The organism is Paraoerskovia marina DSM 21750, assembly GCF_000701465.1.
In the GTDB taxonomy this organism is placed as follows: Bacteria; Actinomycetota; Actinomycetes; order Actinomycetales; family Cellulomonadaceae; genus Paraoerskovia; species Paraoerskovia marina.
Window position 1 is genome coordinate 40,602 of record NZ_KL370783.1, and the last position, 16,838, is coordinate 57,439.

The window sequence follows — 16,838 nt, forward strand, 5'->3', positions numbered from 1 at the left end:
CACATACGTCCCCGTATACGTCTCGTCCCCGCTCAACAGCTCGTCCGCGTCCGAGACCACCTTCGTGATCTCGAAACCCGTCACGTCCGCCGTGAAGGTGTTGGTGACGGTCACCGTGACGGGGTCCGCGCCGTCGGAGCGGTCCTCGAGCGTCACGGGTACGCCTTCGAAGGTCGGGAACGACCAGGAGCCGCCGGCCACGTCGGGCAGCGGCGGAATCTCGCGCACTGTGCACACCGCACCGATCGGCAGCCCGTCCGCGACCTCGACCGTCTCCCCCGCGGCGAGCTCCCAGGTCCCGGTTCCCACGACCTCGCCGTCGAAGACGCAGGCCCACGCGCCGTCGAACGTCGTGCCGTCGGGCACGAGACCCTCGTCGTCCACCACGACCTTGGTGATCTCGAACCCGGTGACCGCGGCCGCCACGCTGTTCGAGACGGTCGCGGTCGGGACCTCGACGCCCTCGCCCGCGGCGACGACCGTCACCGGGTCGGGCAGGATCGGGTCGGCCCAGACGCCGTCAGAGATCTCGGGCAGCGGCAGGTCCTCCTCCACGGTGCACACCGATCCGACCGGCACGTCCTCCGCCACCGTCACCGTCTCGCCGGCGGTCAGGGACCACGTGCCGTCCCCGACGGGTTCACCGTCGAGGGTGCACTCCCACGTCCCGGTGTACGTCTCGTCCCCGGAGAGCACCTCGTCCGGGTCGTCGACCGTCTTGGCGATGACGAACCCGGTGGTGTCGACCTCGAAGACGTTCACCACCGTGATGACGACGTCGGCGCGTTCGGACTCGTCGCCGATCACCACCTCGGAGGAGATGGTGGGGTCGGCCCACTCCCCGCCGTCGACGTCGGGCGGGTCGACCTCGGAGACGACGCAGACCGCCCCGACGGGCAGGAGCTCCTCGTCCTCCCCGGGGACCTCCGCGCTCTCGCCCGCCGCCAGGGTCACGGTCCCGGAGCGGACGACCGTGCCGTCGAGCGTGCACTCCCACTGCAGGTCGTAGGTCAGGTCGGGATCCACGGCACCCGTCGGGTCGTCGACCGCCTTGACGATGTCGAACCGCCCGCCGGCCAGGACCGCCGTCTCGTTCGCGACCGTGATCGTCGGGACCTCGTCGGTCGCCGCGACGCCGAGGGTCACGGAGTCCGGGGAGATCACCGGATCCTGCCACTGACCACCGTCGATCGCCGGGAGCTCGTCCTCGGTGACCGTGCAGACCGAGCCGATCGGAAGGTCCTCGGCCACGGTCACCGACTCACCGGCCTCCAGCGCCCAGTCGCCCGAGCCGACGGTGCTTCCGTCGTCGGGGTCCGTGCACTCCCAGGTTCCGGTGAACTTCGTGCCGGCGGGCACGAGGCCTTCCCCGTCCGTCAGGTCCTTGGTGATCTCGAACCCTGTCGCGAGCGCATCGAGCGTGTTCGTGACCTGAATGGTCACGATCTCCGTCGGGTCGTCGGAGACGACGAACTCCGAGGGCTCGAGAACAGGCTCCTGCCACTCGCCCCCGTCGACCGGTGGCGGGGTGTTCTCCGTGACGGTGCACACGGAGCCTGCCGGGACGCCGTTGCCGGCGTAGATCTTGGTCTCGCCCGCCGTCAGGTCCCACGTGCCCTCGAGCAGGACGGAGTCGTCGTCGGGGTCGCGGCACTCGAACGTCCCGGAGAAGACGAGGTCCTCCGGCGCGATGCCCTCCGGGTCGACGACGATCTTGGCGATCCCGTACCCCGCGTCCTCGTCCTGGCAGCCCCAGTCGGTGCCGTCGTCGAAGGGGTAGGCGTGGATCTCGGTGCCGCTTCCGGACTGGGTGAGGTTTCCGTTGGTGTACATCCGGCCGTTGAGGCCCGGCATGGACGTGGTGACCGTGCCACCGGGGGTCGGGACGACGACCGACCCGATGAACTGCGACGTCCCGTCGAACGTGATGTCGGTGGCGTCCTCGAAGTTCCAGAGGGTGTCCGTCGCCCACTCACCGAGATTCTCGGCCCCGAGGGCGGTGCCGCCGGCAAAGGGGTCACCGCCGTAGAAGGTGCTCGTGTTGACGTTCACCGGGCTACCGTCATCCGGCCCGATCACGTTGATGACGACGACCGCCGCCGGGTCGATGTTCTTGAAGACGATCGTCGGGTTCTCGAGCGCGGTGGGATCGGCGTTGAGGTCGACCTCGAAGACCTGGCGGTCGAGGGTGTTGTCCCCCTCGAAGTACAGGGTGCCGAAGCCGTCGTCCGTCGTCGTCCCGGTCGGTGCGAGGGCGGCGTACGTGTCGGACGTGGTCTGCAGGGTGCTGCCGAACGACTCGAACGGGACGAGCGCGTCGGGCGTTCCCAGCCCCTCCTGGACCGTCCCACCGTTGGTGACGATCGCCGCCGACTGGTCGATCCCGGTGGTGATCCCGCCCCCGACGTTCACCGACCCGCCGCCGTCGAGCCCCGACCCGACGTCGACGTAGTTGGTGCCGACCGTCTCCATGTCGCCGCCGACGTGCAGCATCACCGACCCGGGAGGCGGAACGACCTGCGAGCCGACGCCGACCACGCCGAGGTTGAAGATGCCGTCGGGGTCGCGGTCGAACGTCGCGTTCCCCTCGACGACGACGATGCCCTCGGTCTCGGCCGCGGACTCGGTGATGTTCCAGTCGCCGCCGACATAGGTGTTGACGTTGGTGTCGTACCCGTTGAACGGCGGGAAGATCCCGACGTTCGGCGGCACGTCGGGGCACTGCAGCGCGTCAGCCGCCGCCGCGGGGGCCACCACCGCGAACGGGCTGAAGGGCGCGACCAGCGCGAGCGCCAGTCCGGCGAGAGCGGCGCGCGCGGTCGCGCGCCTCGTCGTCGTCCGCATGAACGTCCCCGATCCCCCCTGCGCCTTGTGTGTCACATCACAGGGTGGTCCAGAAATCGTGGGAGCGCGACCGGAAAACTAGCAGGCCGTTCCTCGGCTCGAGCTTCGTCGGCAGAGGAGGTCAGTGCCCGCCCGAGGCGATGAAGGCGACGGCTCCGACGATCGCGAGGATGATGACGCCGAAGCACGTCCAGGCCCCGACGCGGCGGCCGAGGCTCGGGTGCCGCTCACCGTCGGGTCCGGCCGGGACGGCGAGCGTCTTCACGCCGAGCGCGAAGAGCGCGGGCAGGCCGGCGCCGATCAGGATGCCCCAGATGATCACGCTGCCGAGGGCGCTCCACTCGATGTTCATGCGCGGTTCTCCGAGGTAGTGGTGTCAGGTTCGTCGGTGTCGGACTCCGAGGAGAGCGCGTAGACGTCGCGCATCACGACGGCGTCGGCGAGGACGTCGATGGCCTCCGGGTCGTACTCGTACGAGTCACCGGTGAGCTCGCTGTCTGCGGCAGTCTCGTCCGAGCCGCCCGTGCGGCTCGGCTCCCACTCGTCGTTGACGTTGGTGTGGTTGACCGGCTTGCGCCGCGAGACCAGGTAGATCCCGGCCGAGATCAGGACCAGGAGGCCGAAGGAGACGAACGCACCGGCATCGCCGCCGACCACACCCTGGATCCAGTAGGCGAGCGCTCCGACGATGCCCGCGGCCGGGACCGTGATGAGCCAGGCGAGGCCCATCCGACCGGCGACACCCCACCGGACGTCGGCGCCCTTCATCCCCACGCCGGAGCCGAGGATCGATCCCGTGGCGACGTGCGTCGTCGAGAGCGAGAAGCCGAAATGGCTGGAGAGGAGGATGACGGCGGCGGACGAGGTCTCCGCGGCCATGCCCTGGCGGGAGTCGATCTCGACGAGCCCCTTGCCGAGCGTGCGGATGACGCGCCATCCGCCGAGGTACGTGCCGAGCGCCATCGCGAGGGCGCAGGAGAAGATGACCCAGAACGGGACGCCCGAGTCCTCGGGGACCGCGCCCGCGGCGATCAGTGCGAGCAGGATGATGCCCATCGACTTCTGCGCGTCGTTGGTGCCGTGCGCGAGCGAGACGAGGGATGCGGAGCCGATCTGACCCCAGCGGAACGACTTCTCGTTCATGTCCTGCGGGACGTCGCGCGTCAGGCGGGCGACGAGTGCCGTACCGATGCTCGCGACCGCGATCGCGACGATCGGGGCCAGCAGCGCCGGCAGCATCACCTTGGCGACCAGACCGCCCCAGAGCACGCCCTCGGTGCCGGCGGCGGCGAGCATGGCGCCGACGATGCCGCCGATCAGTGCGTGCGAGGAGCTGGACGGGATACCGAAGAGCCACGTGATCAGGTTCCACAGGATGCCGCCGACCAGACCCGCCAGCACGACCTCGAGCGTCACGAGCCCCGCGTCGACGATGCCCGTGGCGATCGTCGCGGCCACGGTCAGCGACAGGAACGCACCGACCATGTTGAGGCTCGCCGACAGCAGGACGGCGGTCTTGGGCTTGAGAGCCCGGGTGGCGATGGACGTGGCCATCGCGTTCCCCGTGTCGTGGAACCCGTTGGTGAAGTCGAAGGCCAGCGCCGTCATTACGACGACGACCAGAAGGATCGTCTCTGTCACGTATTCAATGGTGCGGCGTCCGGAGGGGAGGGCGCGACCAGATCGACAACCCTTCCGCGGTTGTTCACCTGGAGTTCATCTTGCGTTCGAGTCAGCGGGAGATTCTAAGAAACATCTGTGTGTCGTTCATGCACGGCCTGCAAGCCCCAGCACGTCGAGCGTCCACGCGTCCTCGAACGCGATCTCCTTCCACCGCTCGTACCGCCCCGACACGCCCCCGTGCCCGGCGCTCATCTCGACCTTCAGCACGACGTCGGCGCCCACCTCACGCAGCCGGGCCACCCACTTGGCCGGCTCGACGTAGAGGACGCGGGTGTCGTTGAGCGAGGTCAGGGCGAGGATGCGGGGGTACTCGACGTCGTCACGCACGTTCTCGTACGGCGAGTACTCCTTCATGTACGCGTAGACCTCGGGGTCCTCGAGCGGGTTGCCCCACTCGTCCCACTCGATGACGGTCAGCGGCAGCGACGGGTCGAGGATCGACGTCAGCGGGTCGACGAAGGGCACGGCCGCGACGACACCCGCGAAGTCCTGTGGGGCGAGGTTCGCCACCGCCCCCATCAGGAGTCCGCCGGCCGAGCCCCCGTACGCGACCGTGCGCTCCGGCGTCGTCCACCCGCTGCCGACGAGGTGCCGGGCGCAGGTGACGAAGTCCGTGAAGCTGTTCTTCTTGGTCAGGGTCTTGCCGTCGTCGTACCAGCCGCGCCCCATCTCGCCGCCGCCGCGCACGTGCGCGACCGCGAAGACGACCCCACGGTCCAGCAGCGACAGGCGTGGCACCGAGAACCCCGGGTCCGTGCTGATCTCGTACGAGCCGTACCCGTAGAGCATCAGCGGCGCCGGGTCGGCCTGCATGCCCGACGCGTTGAGCGTGACCGCGTCGCGGCGCCACACGAGCGAGATCGGGATCTGCGTGCCGTCGTCCGCGGTCGCCCACTCGCGCGACTGCGCGTAGTCGGCCGGGTCGTAGCCGCCGAGCACGGGCTGGCGCTTGCGCAGGGTGCGCTCGCCGGTCGCGACGTCGTGGTCGTAGACCGTCGCCGGGGTGACGAAGCTCGTCTGGCCGATGCGGACGTGCCGCTGGTCCCACGCCCGGTTGGCGCCGACGCCGACGGTGTAGAGCGGCTCGTCGAAGGCGATCTCCTCGATCTGCCACGGCTGGTCGAGCGGCCCCCGCTGATCGAGCCTGTCGAGATCCTGGTCTCGACGAGCTCGACCGACGTCGAGCGGACCCTGCTGATCGAGCCTGTCGAGATCCTGGTCTCGACGAGCTCGACCGACGTCCTCCGCTCGACCGACGGCGTCGAGCCGCACGACCCCGACCCGGGCGAGGGCGTCCTTGCGGTAGGACACGACGACGTGGCCGGCGAACGCGTCGACGCCCTCGATCCGCACCGAGGGGTCGTGCGGCACGACGACGGTCGCGCCCTCGGGGAGCAGCGTCGCCCCGGCCGCCGGGACGTCGGTGGCGACGACCTCGAAGTCGAGCGCCCCGTCGTTGTGCGTGATCAGAAGGCTGTCACGGGGACCGTCGGCGGCGGGGAGCACGGCGTGCTCGACCGTGTACTCGACACCCTCGCGGCGCGGCCAGACCACGCGGAACTCGCCCGTCGGGTCGTCGGACTCGAGGATCCACGACTCGCTGGTGATCTTGGAGCCGAGCTCGATCTGCAGGTATCGGCGCGAGCGGGAGAGGCCGACGCCCACCCAGTACCGGTCGTCCGGCTCCTCGAAGACGATCACGTCGTCGCCCGCAGGGGTGCCGACCTCGTGCCGCCAGATGCGGTGGGGGCGCCACGCGTCGTCGACCGTGGGGTAGAAGACGTAGCGGCCGTCGGGGCTGAACGTCGCCCCGGGGAACGTGCCGGGGACCTCGTCGGCCAGGTCCTCCCCCGTCGTCAGGTCGCGGACCCGGAGCGTGTAGCGCTCGTCGCCGACGACGTCGGTCGCGTACGCGAGCCGGTCTCCGTCGCCGGAGAGGTCGAACGACCCGAGCGAGAAGAACTCGTGCCCCTCGGCGGCGACGTTCTCGTCGAGCAGGACCTGCTCACCCTCGACGGGTTCGCCGGGGACCAGCTCGGGTGGGACGTCGTCGCCGGGTACGCGCGGTGCGCGGGCACGGATGGCGTACTGCTGTCCCTCGACGGTGTGCGAGTAGTACCACCAGGGGCCCTCCGCCACGGGGACGGAGAGGTCGGTCTCCTGCGTGCGCGCCTTGATCTCGCCGACGATCCGCTCGCGCAGGTCGGCGAGGTGGTCGGTCTGCGCGGCCGCGTAGGCGTTCTCGGCCTCCAGGTGTGCGAGCACCTCGGGCGACTCCTTGTCGCGCAACCACTCGTACGGGTCGGTGACGACGTCGCCGTGGTGGGTGCGCGTCGTCGGGCGCTTCTCGGCGACGGGAGCGACGACGGCGGGGGCTGAGAACTGCTGCGAATCCGACACCCCGCCAGCGTACGGGTGCCGGACGGGGTGCCGTCGAACGCGCCTCGCGGCTACGCCGTCGCGCCCGGGCCGTCGTCGAGGGTCATCCGGAGGTAGGTGCGCTCCTGCTTGCGGCGGAACTTCGACGCGAGGTCGAGCGCGCGGGCCTGCCACCCGTACTTCTTCCGCAGCGCTGCGTGCGCCGCCTTGCGGGTGGCCTCGTCCGCCGGCGTGGTCCCGTCCAGCACGACGGCGGTCCCGGTCACAGTCTCGCCGCGGACGTTGCCGCGGGCGTCGCACGGCTGGAGCGTGATCGTCGGGTTGTTGCGCAGACGCTTGACCTTGCCCGAGTGGAGGTCCGTGACGACGACGAGCGCGCCGTCGACCTGGGGGTCACGCGCGGCCCAGACGGGCGTCGCGACGCCCTCGCCCGAGCGGCGGAAGGTCGTGAGGGCGAGGAAGGACTCGTCGCGCAGGTCCGTGTTCTGAGAAGTCATGTCGCCATCCTCCCGCAGACCGACCGGACGCGACTGTGTCTCACATCACGGTACGTAGTGTCACGATCGCGCAACGGACCGGACGCTCGACGACGCACGGCAATCGGCGACGCGCCGCACACCCTGGCCCGCCCTGGGGGCCCGCCAGGCACGGGAGAGCGCCCGAATCCACTCTGCGAATCAGCACGAATCCGGCCACTGACCTGCGTGAACGGCGGAAAGTGGTGCAAACGTCCAGGTAAAGAGCCAGGCACTCGCAGGCCACCAATTCCTAATGTGACGCGCGCTACACTTCCGGCACCTTGCGGAAACACGACCGATACACGCCCGATCTACTGTCCACCGCACACCGAGGTGCGGCCGACCCGCCACCCCTCTCGGTGAACAGCGAACACGGAGGACCCGCCGATGACAGCGGACCGAGGTAAGACGACGATCCGACGATCCCTGGCAGCGTTGATGCTGTCCGGGCTCGCCGCGCTCGCCGCCGCCCCAGCCCTGGCCACCACACCGACCAGCGTGGCTACCGCCACCAGCACCTGCACGCCCGACACGGAGACGGCCTGCATCGGCGTTCTCGTCCTCGACCCGGAGAACAACCGGATCGCCGACGCCGACATCGAGATCACCGGACCCGAGGGGTTCAGCGAGATCGTGACGACGACGGACGACGGGCTCTCCGCCGTCGCCGTCACGGAGACCGGCAAGTACGTCGCATCCCTCGACGCGACGACCCTCCCCGACGGGGAGGAGCTCGGCGAAGGAGCAGAGACCGAGATCACCGTCACGGCGCAGATGGGCGGCACCGCCCGCGCCGCATTCCGCATCGGCGAGGACACGGCGGTCGCGCCCAGCGAGACCGCCTCGTCCACCGGCGAGGGCGGGCTCGACGGCGACGGCAGCACACCGGCGGCCTCCTCCGGCGGGCTCAAGGCCGACCAGGTATGGACGCAGATCGGCTCGGGCCTCCGCTTCGGCCTCCTGCTGGCCCTCGCCTCCGTGGGCCTCAGCCTCATCTACGGCACCACCAAGCTCTCCAGCTTCTCCCACGGCGAGCAGGTCACCCTCGGCGCGATGCTCGCGTACGTGACGATGAACGTGATGGGCATGCCGATCTGGCTCGGCGCGATCGTCACCATCGCGCTCTGCGCCGCGACCGGGTGGATCCAGGACGCCGGCATCTGGAAGCCGCTGCGCAAACGCGGGACACCCGTGGTCCAGCTGATGATCGTGACGATCGGCCTGTCGATCGCGCTGCAGTACTTCATCCAGCTCGCCATCGGTGCCGGCACCCAGCGCATCATCACGAGCAACCCGGAGACGTGGTCGCTCGGGCCGTTCACCCTCACCCGCGCCTCGTGGGTCTCGATGGTGATCGCCCTGGTCGTCCTCCTCGCCGTCGCGTGGTTCCTCACCCGGACCCGGATCGGCCAGGCCACCCGCGCCGTCTCGGACAACACCGCGCTCGCCTCGGCGACCGGCATCGACCCGAACAAGATCATCCGCATCGTGTGGGTCCTGGCCGCCGGTCTGGCCGGCCTCGCCGGGATGCTGCTCGGCATGGTCTTCGGGTCGTTCAACTGGATGATGGGCATGCAGATGCTGCTGCTGATGTTCGCCGCCGTCACCCTCGGTGGACTCGGCACCGCGTTCGGAGCCCTCGTCGGCTCCCTCGTGATCGGCATGGTCGTCGAGCTCTCCAACCTCTTCATCCCGAGCGACCTGCGGTACGCCTCGGCCCTCCTCATCCTCATCCTCGTCCTCGTGTTCAGGCCCCAGGGTCTGCTCGGTCGAGCCGAGCGCATCGGCTGAAGGGAAGCTGACCATGGACTTTCTGCGCATCCTCGAACAAGCCCTCGGCGAGCTCATCGCGCCGACCACCGCTGCCTACGCGCTCGCGGCCATCGGGCTCAACCTGCACTTCGGGTACACCGGACTGCTCAACATGGGCCAGGCGGGCTTCATGCTCCTCGGCGCCTACGGCTTCGCGATCTCCACGATCGCCGGAGCACCCTTCTTCGTCGCCCTCCTCGTCGCGATCATCGCCGGAGCGCTCTTCGCGCTCCTGCTCGGCATCCCGACGCTGAAGCTGCGGGGGGACTACCTCGCGATCGTCACGATCTCCGCCGCGGAGATCATCCGCATGGTGGGGCGCTCCACCGTCTTCAACGAGCAGACCGGCGGGTCCTCGGGCCTCACCGGCAACTCGTTCAAGGAGACGTTCCTCGGGCTCTCCCCGCTGCCCGACGGCCGCTCCGCGATCGGACCGCTCGAGTACCTGAACAACGGCTCGGACTCCTGGTGGGTGCGGATCGTGGCCTGGTCGGTCGTCCTGATCGCCGTGCTGCTCGTCTGGCTCCTGACCCGCAGCCCCTGGGGCCGCGTGCTCAAGGGGATCCGTGAGGACGAGGACGCCGTGCGGTCGCTCGGCAAGAACGTCTACGCGTACAAGATGCAGGCGCTGATCCTCGGCGGCGTCGCCGGCTCCGTGGCAGGGGTGCTGTTCGTCCTCCCGCGCGCCGTCCAGCCCGACTCGATGGGCCGGTCGATGACGTTCTTCATCTGGACCATCCTCCTGCTCGGTGGCGCCGCCACCGTCTGGGGCCCGGTGATCGGGTCGATGATCTTCTTCAGCGTCTACATGCTGCTGCGGGCCGGGATGCGTTCCGCCCTGCCGGACGCGGTCTCCTCGGCCCAGATCGAGCAGATCGGCGGCATGCTCGTCGGGATCACGCTGATGTGCCTGGTGATCTTCCGACCCCAAGGAATATTCGGCGACAAGAAGGAGCTGTCGTTCAATGTCCGATGACACGACGACCGAGACGACGGTCGACCCGGTCAAGCTGGACCTCTCGCACGTCGAGGCCACGCCCGGGTCCCCCAAGCCCACGTCGATCCTCACGGTCGACAACGTCCGCCGCCGCTTCGGCGGGATGACGGCGGTCGACGTCGACCACCTCGAGGTCGAGGCCAAGGCCATCACGGCGTTGATCGGCCCCAACGGTGCCGGCAAGACGACGTTCTTCAACCTTCTGACCGGGTTCGACGTCCCGGACCAGGGGTCCTGGACGTTCGAGGGGCACTCCCTCGGCGGCAAGCCCGCCGCCAAGGTCGCCCGCGCGGGCATGGTGCGCACGTTCCAGCTCACCAAGGCGCTCTCGCGGCTGACGGTCATGGACAACATGCGTCTGGCCGCGCGGAACCACCCGGGCGAGAACATGTTCGCCTCGCTCGTCCCGCCGCTGTGGCGCCGGCGCGAGGTCGAGGTCACGGACAAGGCGTCCGAGATCCTCGAGCGCTTCAACCTCCTCGCCAAGGCCGACGACTTCGCGGGCTCGCTCTCCGGCGGCCAGCGCAAGCTCCTCGAGATGGCGCGGGCCCTGATGACGGACCCGACGATGATCATGCTCGACGAGCCGATGGCCGGGGTGAACCCGGCGCTCGTGCAGTCCCTGCTCGGGCACATCCAGGCTCTGCGCGACGAGGGCATGACCGTGCTCTTCGTCGAGCACGACATGCACGCCGTCCGCCACGTCTCCGACTGGGTGGTGGTCATGGCCGAGGGCCGGATCGTCGCCGAGGGACCACCGGAGAGCGTGATGAACGACCAGGCCGTGATCGACGCCTACCTCGGCGCGCACCACGACACCGACCTGGGTGACGACTCGCTCCTCGACCCCGCGATCCTCGCCCGCCTCGAGGAAGAGGAGAAGAAGCGATGAGCAACGACACCGTGACCGCCACCGCGGGGCCCCGCCCCGCCGTCGACGACCTGCTGCTGCGCGCCGACAACCTCGTCGCGGGCTACCTGCCGGGCGTCAACATCCTCAACGGTTGCTCGATCGAGGTGGGGCAGGGCGAGCTGATCGGCATCATCGGCCCCAACGGCGCCGGGAAGTCGACGCTCCTCAAGGCCCTGTTCGGTCTCGTGGAGGTGCGGTCCGGCACCGTGACGCTCGGCGGCGACGACATCACCGGGATGAAGGCCAACAAGCTCGTGGAGCGCGGCGTCGGGTTCGTGCCGCAGTCCAACAACGTCTTCCCGTCCCTCACGATCGAGGAGAACATGAAGATGGGCGTGTACCTGCGCCCGAAGGCGTTCGCCGAGCGCTTCGCGTTCATCGCCGAGCTGTTCCCCGCGCTCGGGGAACGCCGCGCCCAGCGCGCGGGCTCGCTCTCGGGCGGTGAGCGTCAGATGGTGGCGATGGGCCGCGCGCTCATGATGAACCCGTCCGTGCTTCTGCTCGACGAGCCGTCCGCGGGGCTGTCCCCCGTGCGGCAGGACGAGACGTTCCTGCGGACCCGGATGATCAACAAGGCCGGGGTCTCGGTGATCATGGTCGAGCAGAACGCCCGACGCTGCCTGCAGATCTGCGACCGCGGCTACGTGCTCGACCAGGGCGTCGACGCCTACAACGGCACGGGGAGCGAGCTGCAGCACGACCCGAAGGTCATCTCGCTGTACCTCGGCACGCTCGCCGAGGACGTCGAGGACGCGGCCGACGCCGCCGCGGCGGACGCAGCCGCCGCAGCGGACCGCTCCACGCCGTAGCACCACCGGGCAGGGCTCCGGCCCGCCCGACACCGCAGCACGGACCGGCCCCGGGGGGACTTCCCCCCGGGCCGGCGTCGTTCCCCGGGGCAGACTGGTGCCATGACCGCGCCCGTGACCACCGACCGTCTCCTCCTGCGCCACGTCCACGAGGACGACGCACCGTCGCTGCGCGAGATCTACGGACGGGACGACGTCGCCCGGTACCTGCCCATGGCGGCCTGGACCGCGGAGAGCACGCCGGTCGAGATGGCCAAGCGGGTGGCGCGCACCGGCATCGACGGGCCCGGGACGGCCCTGGCGCTCGCGATCGTCCTGGACGGCCGGGTGATCGGCGACGTCGTGCTCTGGCCGACCGACGACACGCTCTCCTGCGGAGAGATCGGGTGGGTGCTGCACCCCGACGCCGCCGGGCACGGGTACGCCACCGAGGCCGCGCGGGCGTTGCTGACGATCGCGTTCGAGGAGTACTCGATGCACCGCGTCGCCGCGCAGCTCGACCCCCGCAACACCGCGTCGGCACGGCTCTGCGTGCGTCTGGGAATGCGGCAGGAGGCCCACCTCCGGCAGAACTGGTGGTGCAAGGGCGAGTGGACGGACACCGCCGTCTACGGGATGCTCGCGGCCGAGCACGCGGGCTCGCCCGGTGTCCCATGAGGAAGGGCCCGGCACCAGACGGTGCCGAGCCCTCCTCGGTTGCCGCGCCGTTGCGGCGGGGGTGTGGAGAGGGTCAGCCGATCTGACCCTCGACAGCACGCGTGAAGTTCTGCACGTTGCTGCTGTCGTACTCGTAGACACCGATGAACGCCGACGACGGGTCGTTGTCGTCGTTCAGCGGGCCGGTGCCGGAGACGCCCACGTAGTGGATGTCGTCGCCCGCCTCGAGCGCCTCGACGCCCTCCGCGAAGCTGCTGACCTCGGTGCCGCCGTCGGCGCCCGACACGGACTTGATGTTGTCCGCGATCGTCTGGCCGTCGGCCGATCCACCACGCACGGCCGCGAGGGCCGCGAGGATCGTCGCGTCGTACGACTCGGGACCGTAGGCGTACGAGGTGAGCTCGCCACCCTCGGAGTCGGCGTAGAACGCGTCGAGACGCTCCTTGAACTCACCCTTGGCCTCGGCACCGGGGATCGTCCCGATGACGCCCTCGAGGGTGCCCTCGTCGAAGTCACCCTCGTACGACGCCGTGTTCCCGTCGCAGAAGAACGTCTTGCCGCCGAGGTCCCAGCCCTGGGCCACGAGCTCGGTGACGATCGCCTTGGTCTCGTCGAACGCGATCACGGAGATGACGTCGGGGTCCTGCGCGAGCAGGTCGGTGACCTGTGCGGAGAAGTTCGACTCGCCGGGCTGGAACTCCTGCCCGGCCCCGGTGCCGCCGTAGACGGCCTCGGCCCCACCGGCCTCGATCGTCTGCTGGACGTTGTCGCGCAGGCCGGTGCCGTAGTCCTCGTTCTGGACGAGGAAGCCGACCTTGGTGGCCCCCGAGTCGAGGATGAGCGAGCCGAGGGCGGAGCCTTGGACGGAGTCCGGCGGGGCGGTGCGCGCGAAGAGGTCGCTGTAGCCCGAGAGCGTGGTCGACGTGTTGGCGGGCGAGATCTGCATGACGCCGGCCTCGGTGACCATGTCGACGACGTTCAGCGAGACGCTCGACGACGCGGCGCCGATCATCACGTCGGCGTCCTTGCCGATGAGGTCGGTCGCCGACTGGGTCGAGACGTTGAAGTCCGTCGAGTCGCCGGAGTCGGCGCCCTCGATCGTCACGTCGTTGCCGAGCACGCCGCCGGCCTCGTTGATCTCGTCGACCGCGAGGCCGACACCTGCGACCTCGGGCGGGCCGAGGAACGCGAGGGTTCCGGTCAGGGGCAGGAGCGTCCCGACGACGAGCTGGTCGTCGCCGCCGCCGCTGTCGCCACCACCGTCGGCACTGTCGCCGCCGTCGTCGGTCGAGCAGGCCGCCAGGCCCAGGCTGAGGGCTGCAGCGAGCGCGAGGCTTCGCGTCGCAAGGGTCCGTCGCTTCATAAGTCTTTTCCCTCCGAGGTGGACCTGTGATCCACGACACCATTCGTGCCGTGCGGTCACAGTAGGCAGCGAATGTGTCGTCGATGTGTCCTGGGCCATAGTTCCGCCCGATCGTTACCGTGATGTGACTCATGACACGTTTCGTCTCACCTGGCGGGCAATACCGGCACGATCGTGCCGTTTCCGCGGCGACGACGTCGCACAGCCCCGCCTCGACCCGCGACCGCACCGCCTAGCCGCGCGTGCAGCACCGGCGGCAGCGGCGGCGCAGAAATCTCCACAGGATTCTGCCGTCAGGGCATGGTGTCCCTGGCTCAAACCCGGTACGCTCGTACTCGCAGAATGCAGTTCGCTTGTCCTTGCGCTTCGGTCTCCGGACCGGGCGGACCTTGTTTACCCAAGAGTTGACGACGAATCACCGTGATGCCGGCCTCGGAAGTCGGGGCCGTTGACACCTCTTGAAGGAGAAACAAGATGACGCTCGGTACCGTGAAGTGGTTCAACTCGGAGAAGGGCTATGGCTTCATCGCCCCCGAGGACGGCTCCGCCGACGTGTTCGCCCACTACTCGGCGATCCAGACGCAGGGCTACCGCACGCTCGAAGAGGCGCAGCGCGTCGAGTTCGACGTGACGCAGGGCCCCAAGGGCCCGCAGGCGGAGAACATCCGCCCCGCGTGATTTTTTCTCAGCCCGCCGCCTGACGCGGCAGCTGAACCGACGACCCCTCGCCACTCGTGGCGGGGGGTCGTTCTGCGTGCGGACGCGGTGCCCGACGACAGGCTCGCCATCCGCGGGCGGATCGGCCTACGATGGTCGCGGTCATGAGGCCCCGTGGTATCGCCCTCCGGCGTGCGGGACCGGCAACCGCGCCAGTGCGCACGGTGCTCCCGGAGGAAGACCCGCCCCCGCCGCCGGTGGGGGAAGCGCACCACGTCAGGAGTACGCAGATGGCCTCCGCCACCACCCTTCCCCTCGCCGGCACGCGCACGCCCGAGGCTGCCGCGACTGTGTCTCCGGTCACACCGGGGTACGGGTTCACACCGACGCAGCGCGCCGCCCTGGACGCCACGCCGTGGGGATGGCGCACCGGGGTGGTGCGGTCCGTGTCGGAACGACTCACGTGCGTCGGCTACGACGCCGACGTCCTCCCTGCCGCGCCGTCCGGACGGACGGGTCTCGGAGAGCCCGCACCGGTGCCGAACCGCGCCATCCTCTGGCACGCCGCTGATCTGCGGGCCGCGCTCCACGTCGGGGACCTCGTCGCCGTCCACGAGGAGCACCACGCCCTGCGGTACGTCGTCGACGACGCGCACGACGCGATCCGGACCGTCTCCGCGTTCGTCGAGTGCGGCGTCGGCCCCGCTCCCCACCCCGCGACCACCTGACCGGAGGCTGCTCCCGACACGGGAGGCCGGCGTCGTCCGCCTGCCCAAAAATGCACACGGTCTGGCGCAAACCACCTCGCTTGCCGCATAGTGTTCCGCGCAACCGATCGAGGAGCCTGACATGCGTTTCAACCCGCCCCCGGGGTGGAGCACCCCGCCCGGGTTCGAGCCCGATGCGACCTGGTCGCCCGACCCGTCGTGGCCCCCGGCCCCTCCCGGCTGGGAGTACTGGGTCGACGACGACGACGCCACGACCGTGGTCCCCGCCGCGACCGATCCGGGTGCCACCGCCGTCATGCAGGCGGTCCGCACTCCGGCGGCCACGAGCACGAGGACGACCACCGTCCGGAGCTCGGGCGACAGGACGGCCACCAGCGGGTCGACCACCCGCAGCCCGTCGGGGTCGACACCGACCGCGTCCGCCAGCGGCGTCGTCGCCCTGGGCGCGACCCCCGACGACTCCCCGGCCGCCGGGGCGCCGTCACGCGGCAGCCGATCCGGCGCGGGCAACCCGAGCAAGGACGGGTCCTCCGGACGGCGCACCGCGACGGGCCCGATGGTCGCCGCCGCGATCGGCGGGCTCTGCGCAGGGCTCGTCATCGGGCTGGTCCTCGCGTTCGCCGCACGGGGCGACGCGAGCGAGGCGATCGCCGAGGCGAACGCCTCGCAGGCCAAGGCCGAGGCGGAGCGCGACTCCCTCGCGGACGACCGCGCCGAGTTCGAGACGCACATGGAGGACCTGACCGCCCAGCAGGAGCAGCTCGCCGAGGACCAGGCCGCGCTCAAGGACGAGCAGGACGCGCTCGACGACCGGGAGAGCGAGATCAGCGACCGCGAGGACGAGGCGCAGAACAGCAACAACCAGAACCAGAACCAGAACAACAACCAGGGCAACAACCAGAACAACGACAACCAGAACAACAACCAGAACGCCGACAAGACGTACTGGGACTGCGGGGAGGCGAAGCGCGACGGCGTCGCGCCGATGCGCGAGGGAGACCCCGCCTACAACGCGATCCTCGACTGGGACCGCGACGGCGTGATCTGCGACTGAGGCCTCCGCGGGCGTCCGGTCCGTCCGGTACGGGGCGTTTTACCTCACCTGTTCGGCCACGGATCGGTAACGGAGGCTCGTTCAGCGAGCGTGCGACCACGGCGAACCACAGACTCGGAGGCGGGCAGGCACACACGTCTGCCCGCTCCGTGCGCCGTGCACGAGCAGCCGCAGTGCCCTGGAGGTCTCCGTGCCACAGTCCGCCCGGATCAGCGCATCACCGTCGACGACGTCGCCCGCGAGCCTCGTGCAGGCACCGCAAGAGCGTGCCGCCCACCCCGTCGCCGCCGGTGCCGTGACGCATGACGCCCACGACTTCACGTTCTCGCAGCGGCTGCTGCGCCACCCGGTCGCCCTCACCTCTGCCGCGATCGTCGTCGGCCTGGGCGGCGGAGTAGGCCTCGGAGCGCTCGTCCGGGGCTGA

The 16,838-nt window shown here is 69.9% G+C and carries 15 protein-coding genes and 1 riboswitch; of the genes, 9 read left to right on the plus strand and 6 right to left on the minus strand.

Annotated features, from left to right (window positions below; translation table 11 throughout):
- The 5 genes from Q343_RS14660 to Q343_RS0112715 all read right to left on the minus strand — a co-directional run.
- Window positions 1-2,844: DUF5979 domain-containing protein (locus Q343_RS14660; protein WP_052367221.1), on the minus strand; the 2,844-nt coding region annotated here is incomplete at its 3' end.
- A gap of 121 nt (window positions 2,845-2,965) precedes the next feature.
- Window positions 2,966-3,196, minus strand: a complete 231-nt coding sequence (locus Q343_RS0112700; RefSeq protein ID WP_029253939.1) for a hypothetical protein — start codon at window positions 3,194-3,196, stop codon at window positions 2,966-2,968.
- Window positions 3,193-4,485, minus strand: a complete 1,293-nt coding sequence (locus tag Q343_RS0112705) for an inorganic phosphate transporter (RefSeq protein ID WP_248616834.1) — start codon at window positions 4,483-4,485, stop codon at window positions 3,193-3,195. Before Q343_RS0112705 ends, Q343_RS0112700 begins: the two co-directional genes overlap by 4 nt.
- A 126-nt stretch (window positions 4,486-4,611) precedes the next feature.
- Entirely contained in the window at window positions 4,612-6,927 is a 2,316-nt protein-coding gene (locus Q343_RS0112710) for a S9 family peptidase (RefSeq protein ID WP_029253941.1), read from the minus strand.
- A gap of 50 nt (window positions 6,928-6,977) precedes the next feature.
- Window positions 6,978-7,403 (minus strand): PPOX class F420-dependent oxidoreductase, encoded by a 426-nt coding sequence (locus Q343_RS0112715; protein ID WP_029253942.1) that lies wholly within the window; start codon window positions 7,401-7,403, stop codon window positions 6,978-6,980.
- A 408-nt stretch (window positions 7,404-7,811) separates the two neighbouring features.
- Between Q343_RS0112715 and Q343_RS0112720 the strand changes: the two genes are divergently transcribed.
- The 5 genes from Q343_RS0112720 (at window position 7,812) to Q343_RS0112740 (ending at window position 12,612) form a co-directional block, all read left to right on the plus strand.
- The gene (locus Q343_RS0112720; protein WP_029253943.1) at window positions 7,812-9,215 is read left to right on the plus strand and encodes a branched-chain amino acid ABC transporter permease; all 1,404 of its coding nucleotides are present in this window, start codon (window positions 7,812-7,814) and stop codon (window positions 9,213-9,215) included.
- A gap of 13 nt (window positions 9,216-9,228) precedes the next feature.
- A complete protein-coding gene (locus Q343_RS0112725) occupies window positions 9,229-10,212 on the plus strand; it encodes a branched-chain amino acid ABC transporter permease (RefSeq protein ID WP_029253944.1) in 984 nt (327 codons plus the stop codon).
- A complete protein-coding gene (locus Q343_RS0112730) occupies window positions 10,202-11,125 on the plus strand; it encodes an ABC transporter ATP-binding protein (protein ID WP_029253945.1) in 924 nt (307 codons plus the stop codon). Before Q343_RS0112725 ends, Q343_RS0112730 begins: the two co-directional genes overlap by 11 nt.
- The gene (locus tag Q343_RS0112735) at window positions 11,122-11,955 is read left to right on the plus strand and encodes an ABC transporter ATP-binding protein (protein WP_052367222.1); all 834 of its coding nucleotides are present in this window, start codon (window positions 11,122-11,124) and stop codon (window positions 11,953-11,955) included. Before Q343_RS0112730 ends, Q343_RS0112735 begins: the two co-directional genes overlap by 4 nt.
- 102 nt (window positions 11,956-12,057) lie before the next feature.
- Window positions 12,058-12,612 (plus strand): GNAT family N-acetyltransferase, encoded by a 555-nt coding sequence (locus Q343_RS0112740; RefSeq protein WP_029253947.1) that lies wholly within the window; start codon window positions 12,058-12,060, stop codon window positions 12,610-12,612.
- 73 nt (window positions 12,613-12,685) lie between these two features.
- Here Q343_RS0112740 and Q343_RS0112745 read toward each other — a convergent pair whose 3' ends face one another.
- Entirely contained in the window at window positions 12,686-13,975 is a 1,290-nt protein-coding gene (locus Q343_RS0112745) for an ABC transporter substrate-binding protein (RefSeq protein ID WP_029253948.1), read from the minus strand.
- Between the two features lie 474 nt (window positions 13,976-14,449).
- On the opposite strand from Q343_RS0112745, the gene Q343_RS0112750 reads away from it, so the two are divergent.
- From Q343_RS0112750 to Q343_RS15220, 4 genes are all read left to right on the plus strand, one after another.
- Window positions 14,450-14,653: a cold-shock protein gene (locus Q343_RS0112750; RefSeq protein ID WP_029253949.1), complete on the plus strand. Its 204-nt coding sequence runs from the start codon at window positions 14,450-14,452 to the stop codon at window positions 14,651-14,653.
- A gap of 139 nt (window positions 14,654-14,792) precedes the next feature.
- Window positions 14,793-14,907: riboswitch (SAM riboswitch) on the plus strand.
- A gap of 15 nt (window positions 14,908-14,922) precedes the next feature.
- Complete coding sequence (locus Q343_RS0112755; protein WP_029253950.1) at window positions 14,923-15,360, plus strand: hypothetical protein; 438 nt, start codon at window positions 14,923-14,925, stop codon at window positions 15,358-15,360.
- Window positions 15,361-15,481: 121 nt separating this feature from the next.
- Complete coding sequence (locus tag Q343_RS0112760) at window positions 15,482-16,414, plus strand: excalibur calcium-binding domain-containing protein (RefSeq protein ID WP_029253951.1); 933 nt, start codon at window positions 15,482-15,484, stop codon at window positions 16,412-16,414.
- A gap of 190 nt (window positions 16,415-16,604) precedes the next feature.
- On the plus strand, window positions 16,605-16,838 hold the full coding sequence (locus Q343_RS15220; protein WP_155990752.1) for a hypothetical protein: 234 nt from the start codon (window positions 16,605-16,607) through the stop codon (window positions 16,836-16,838).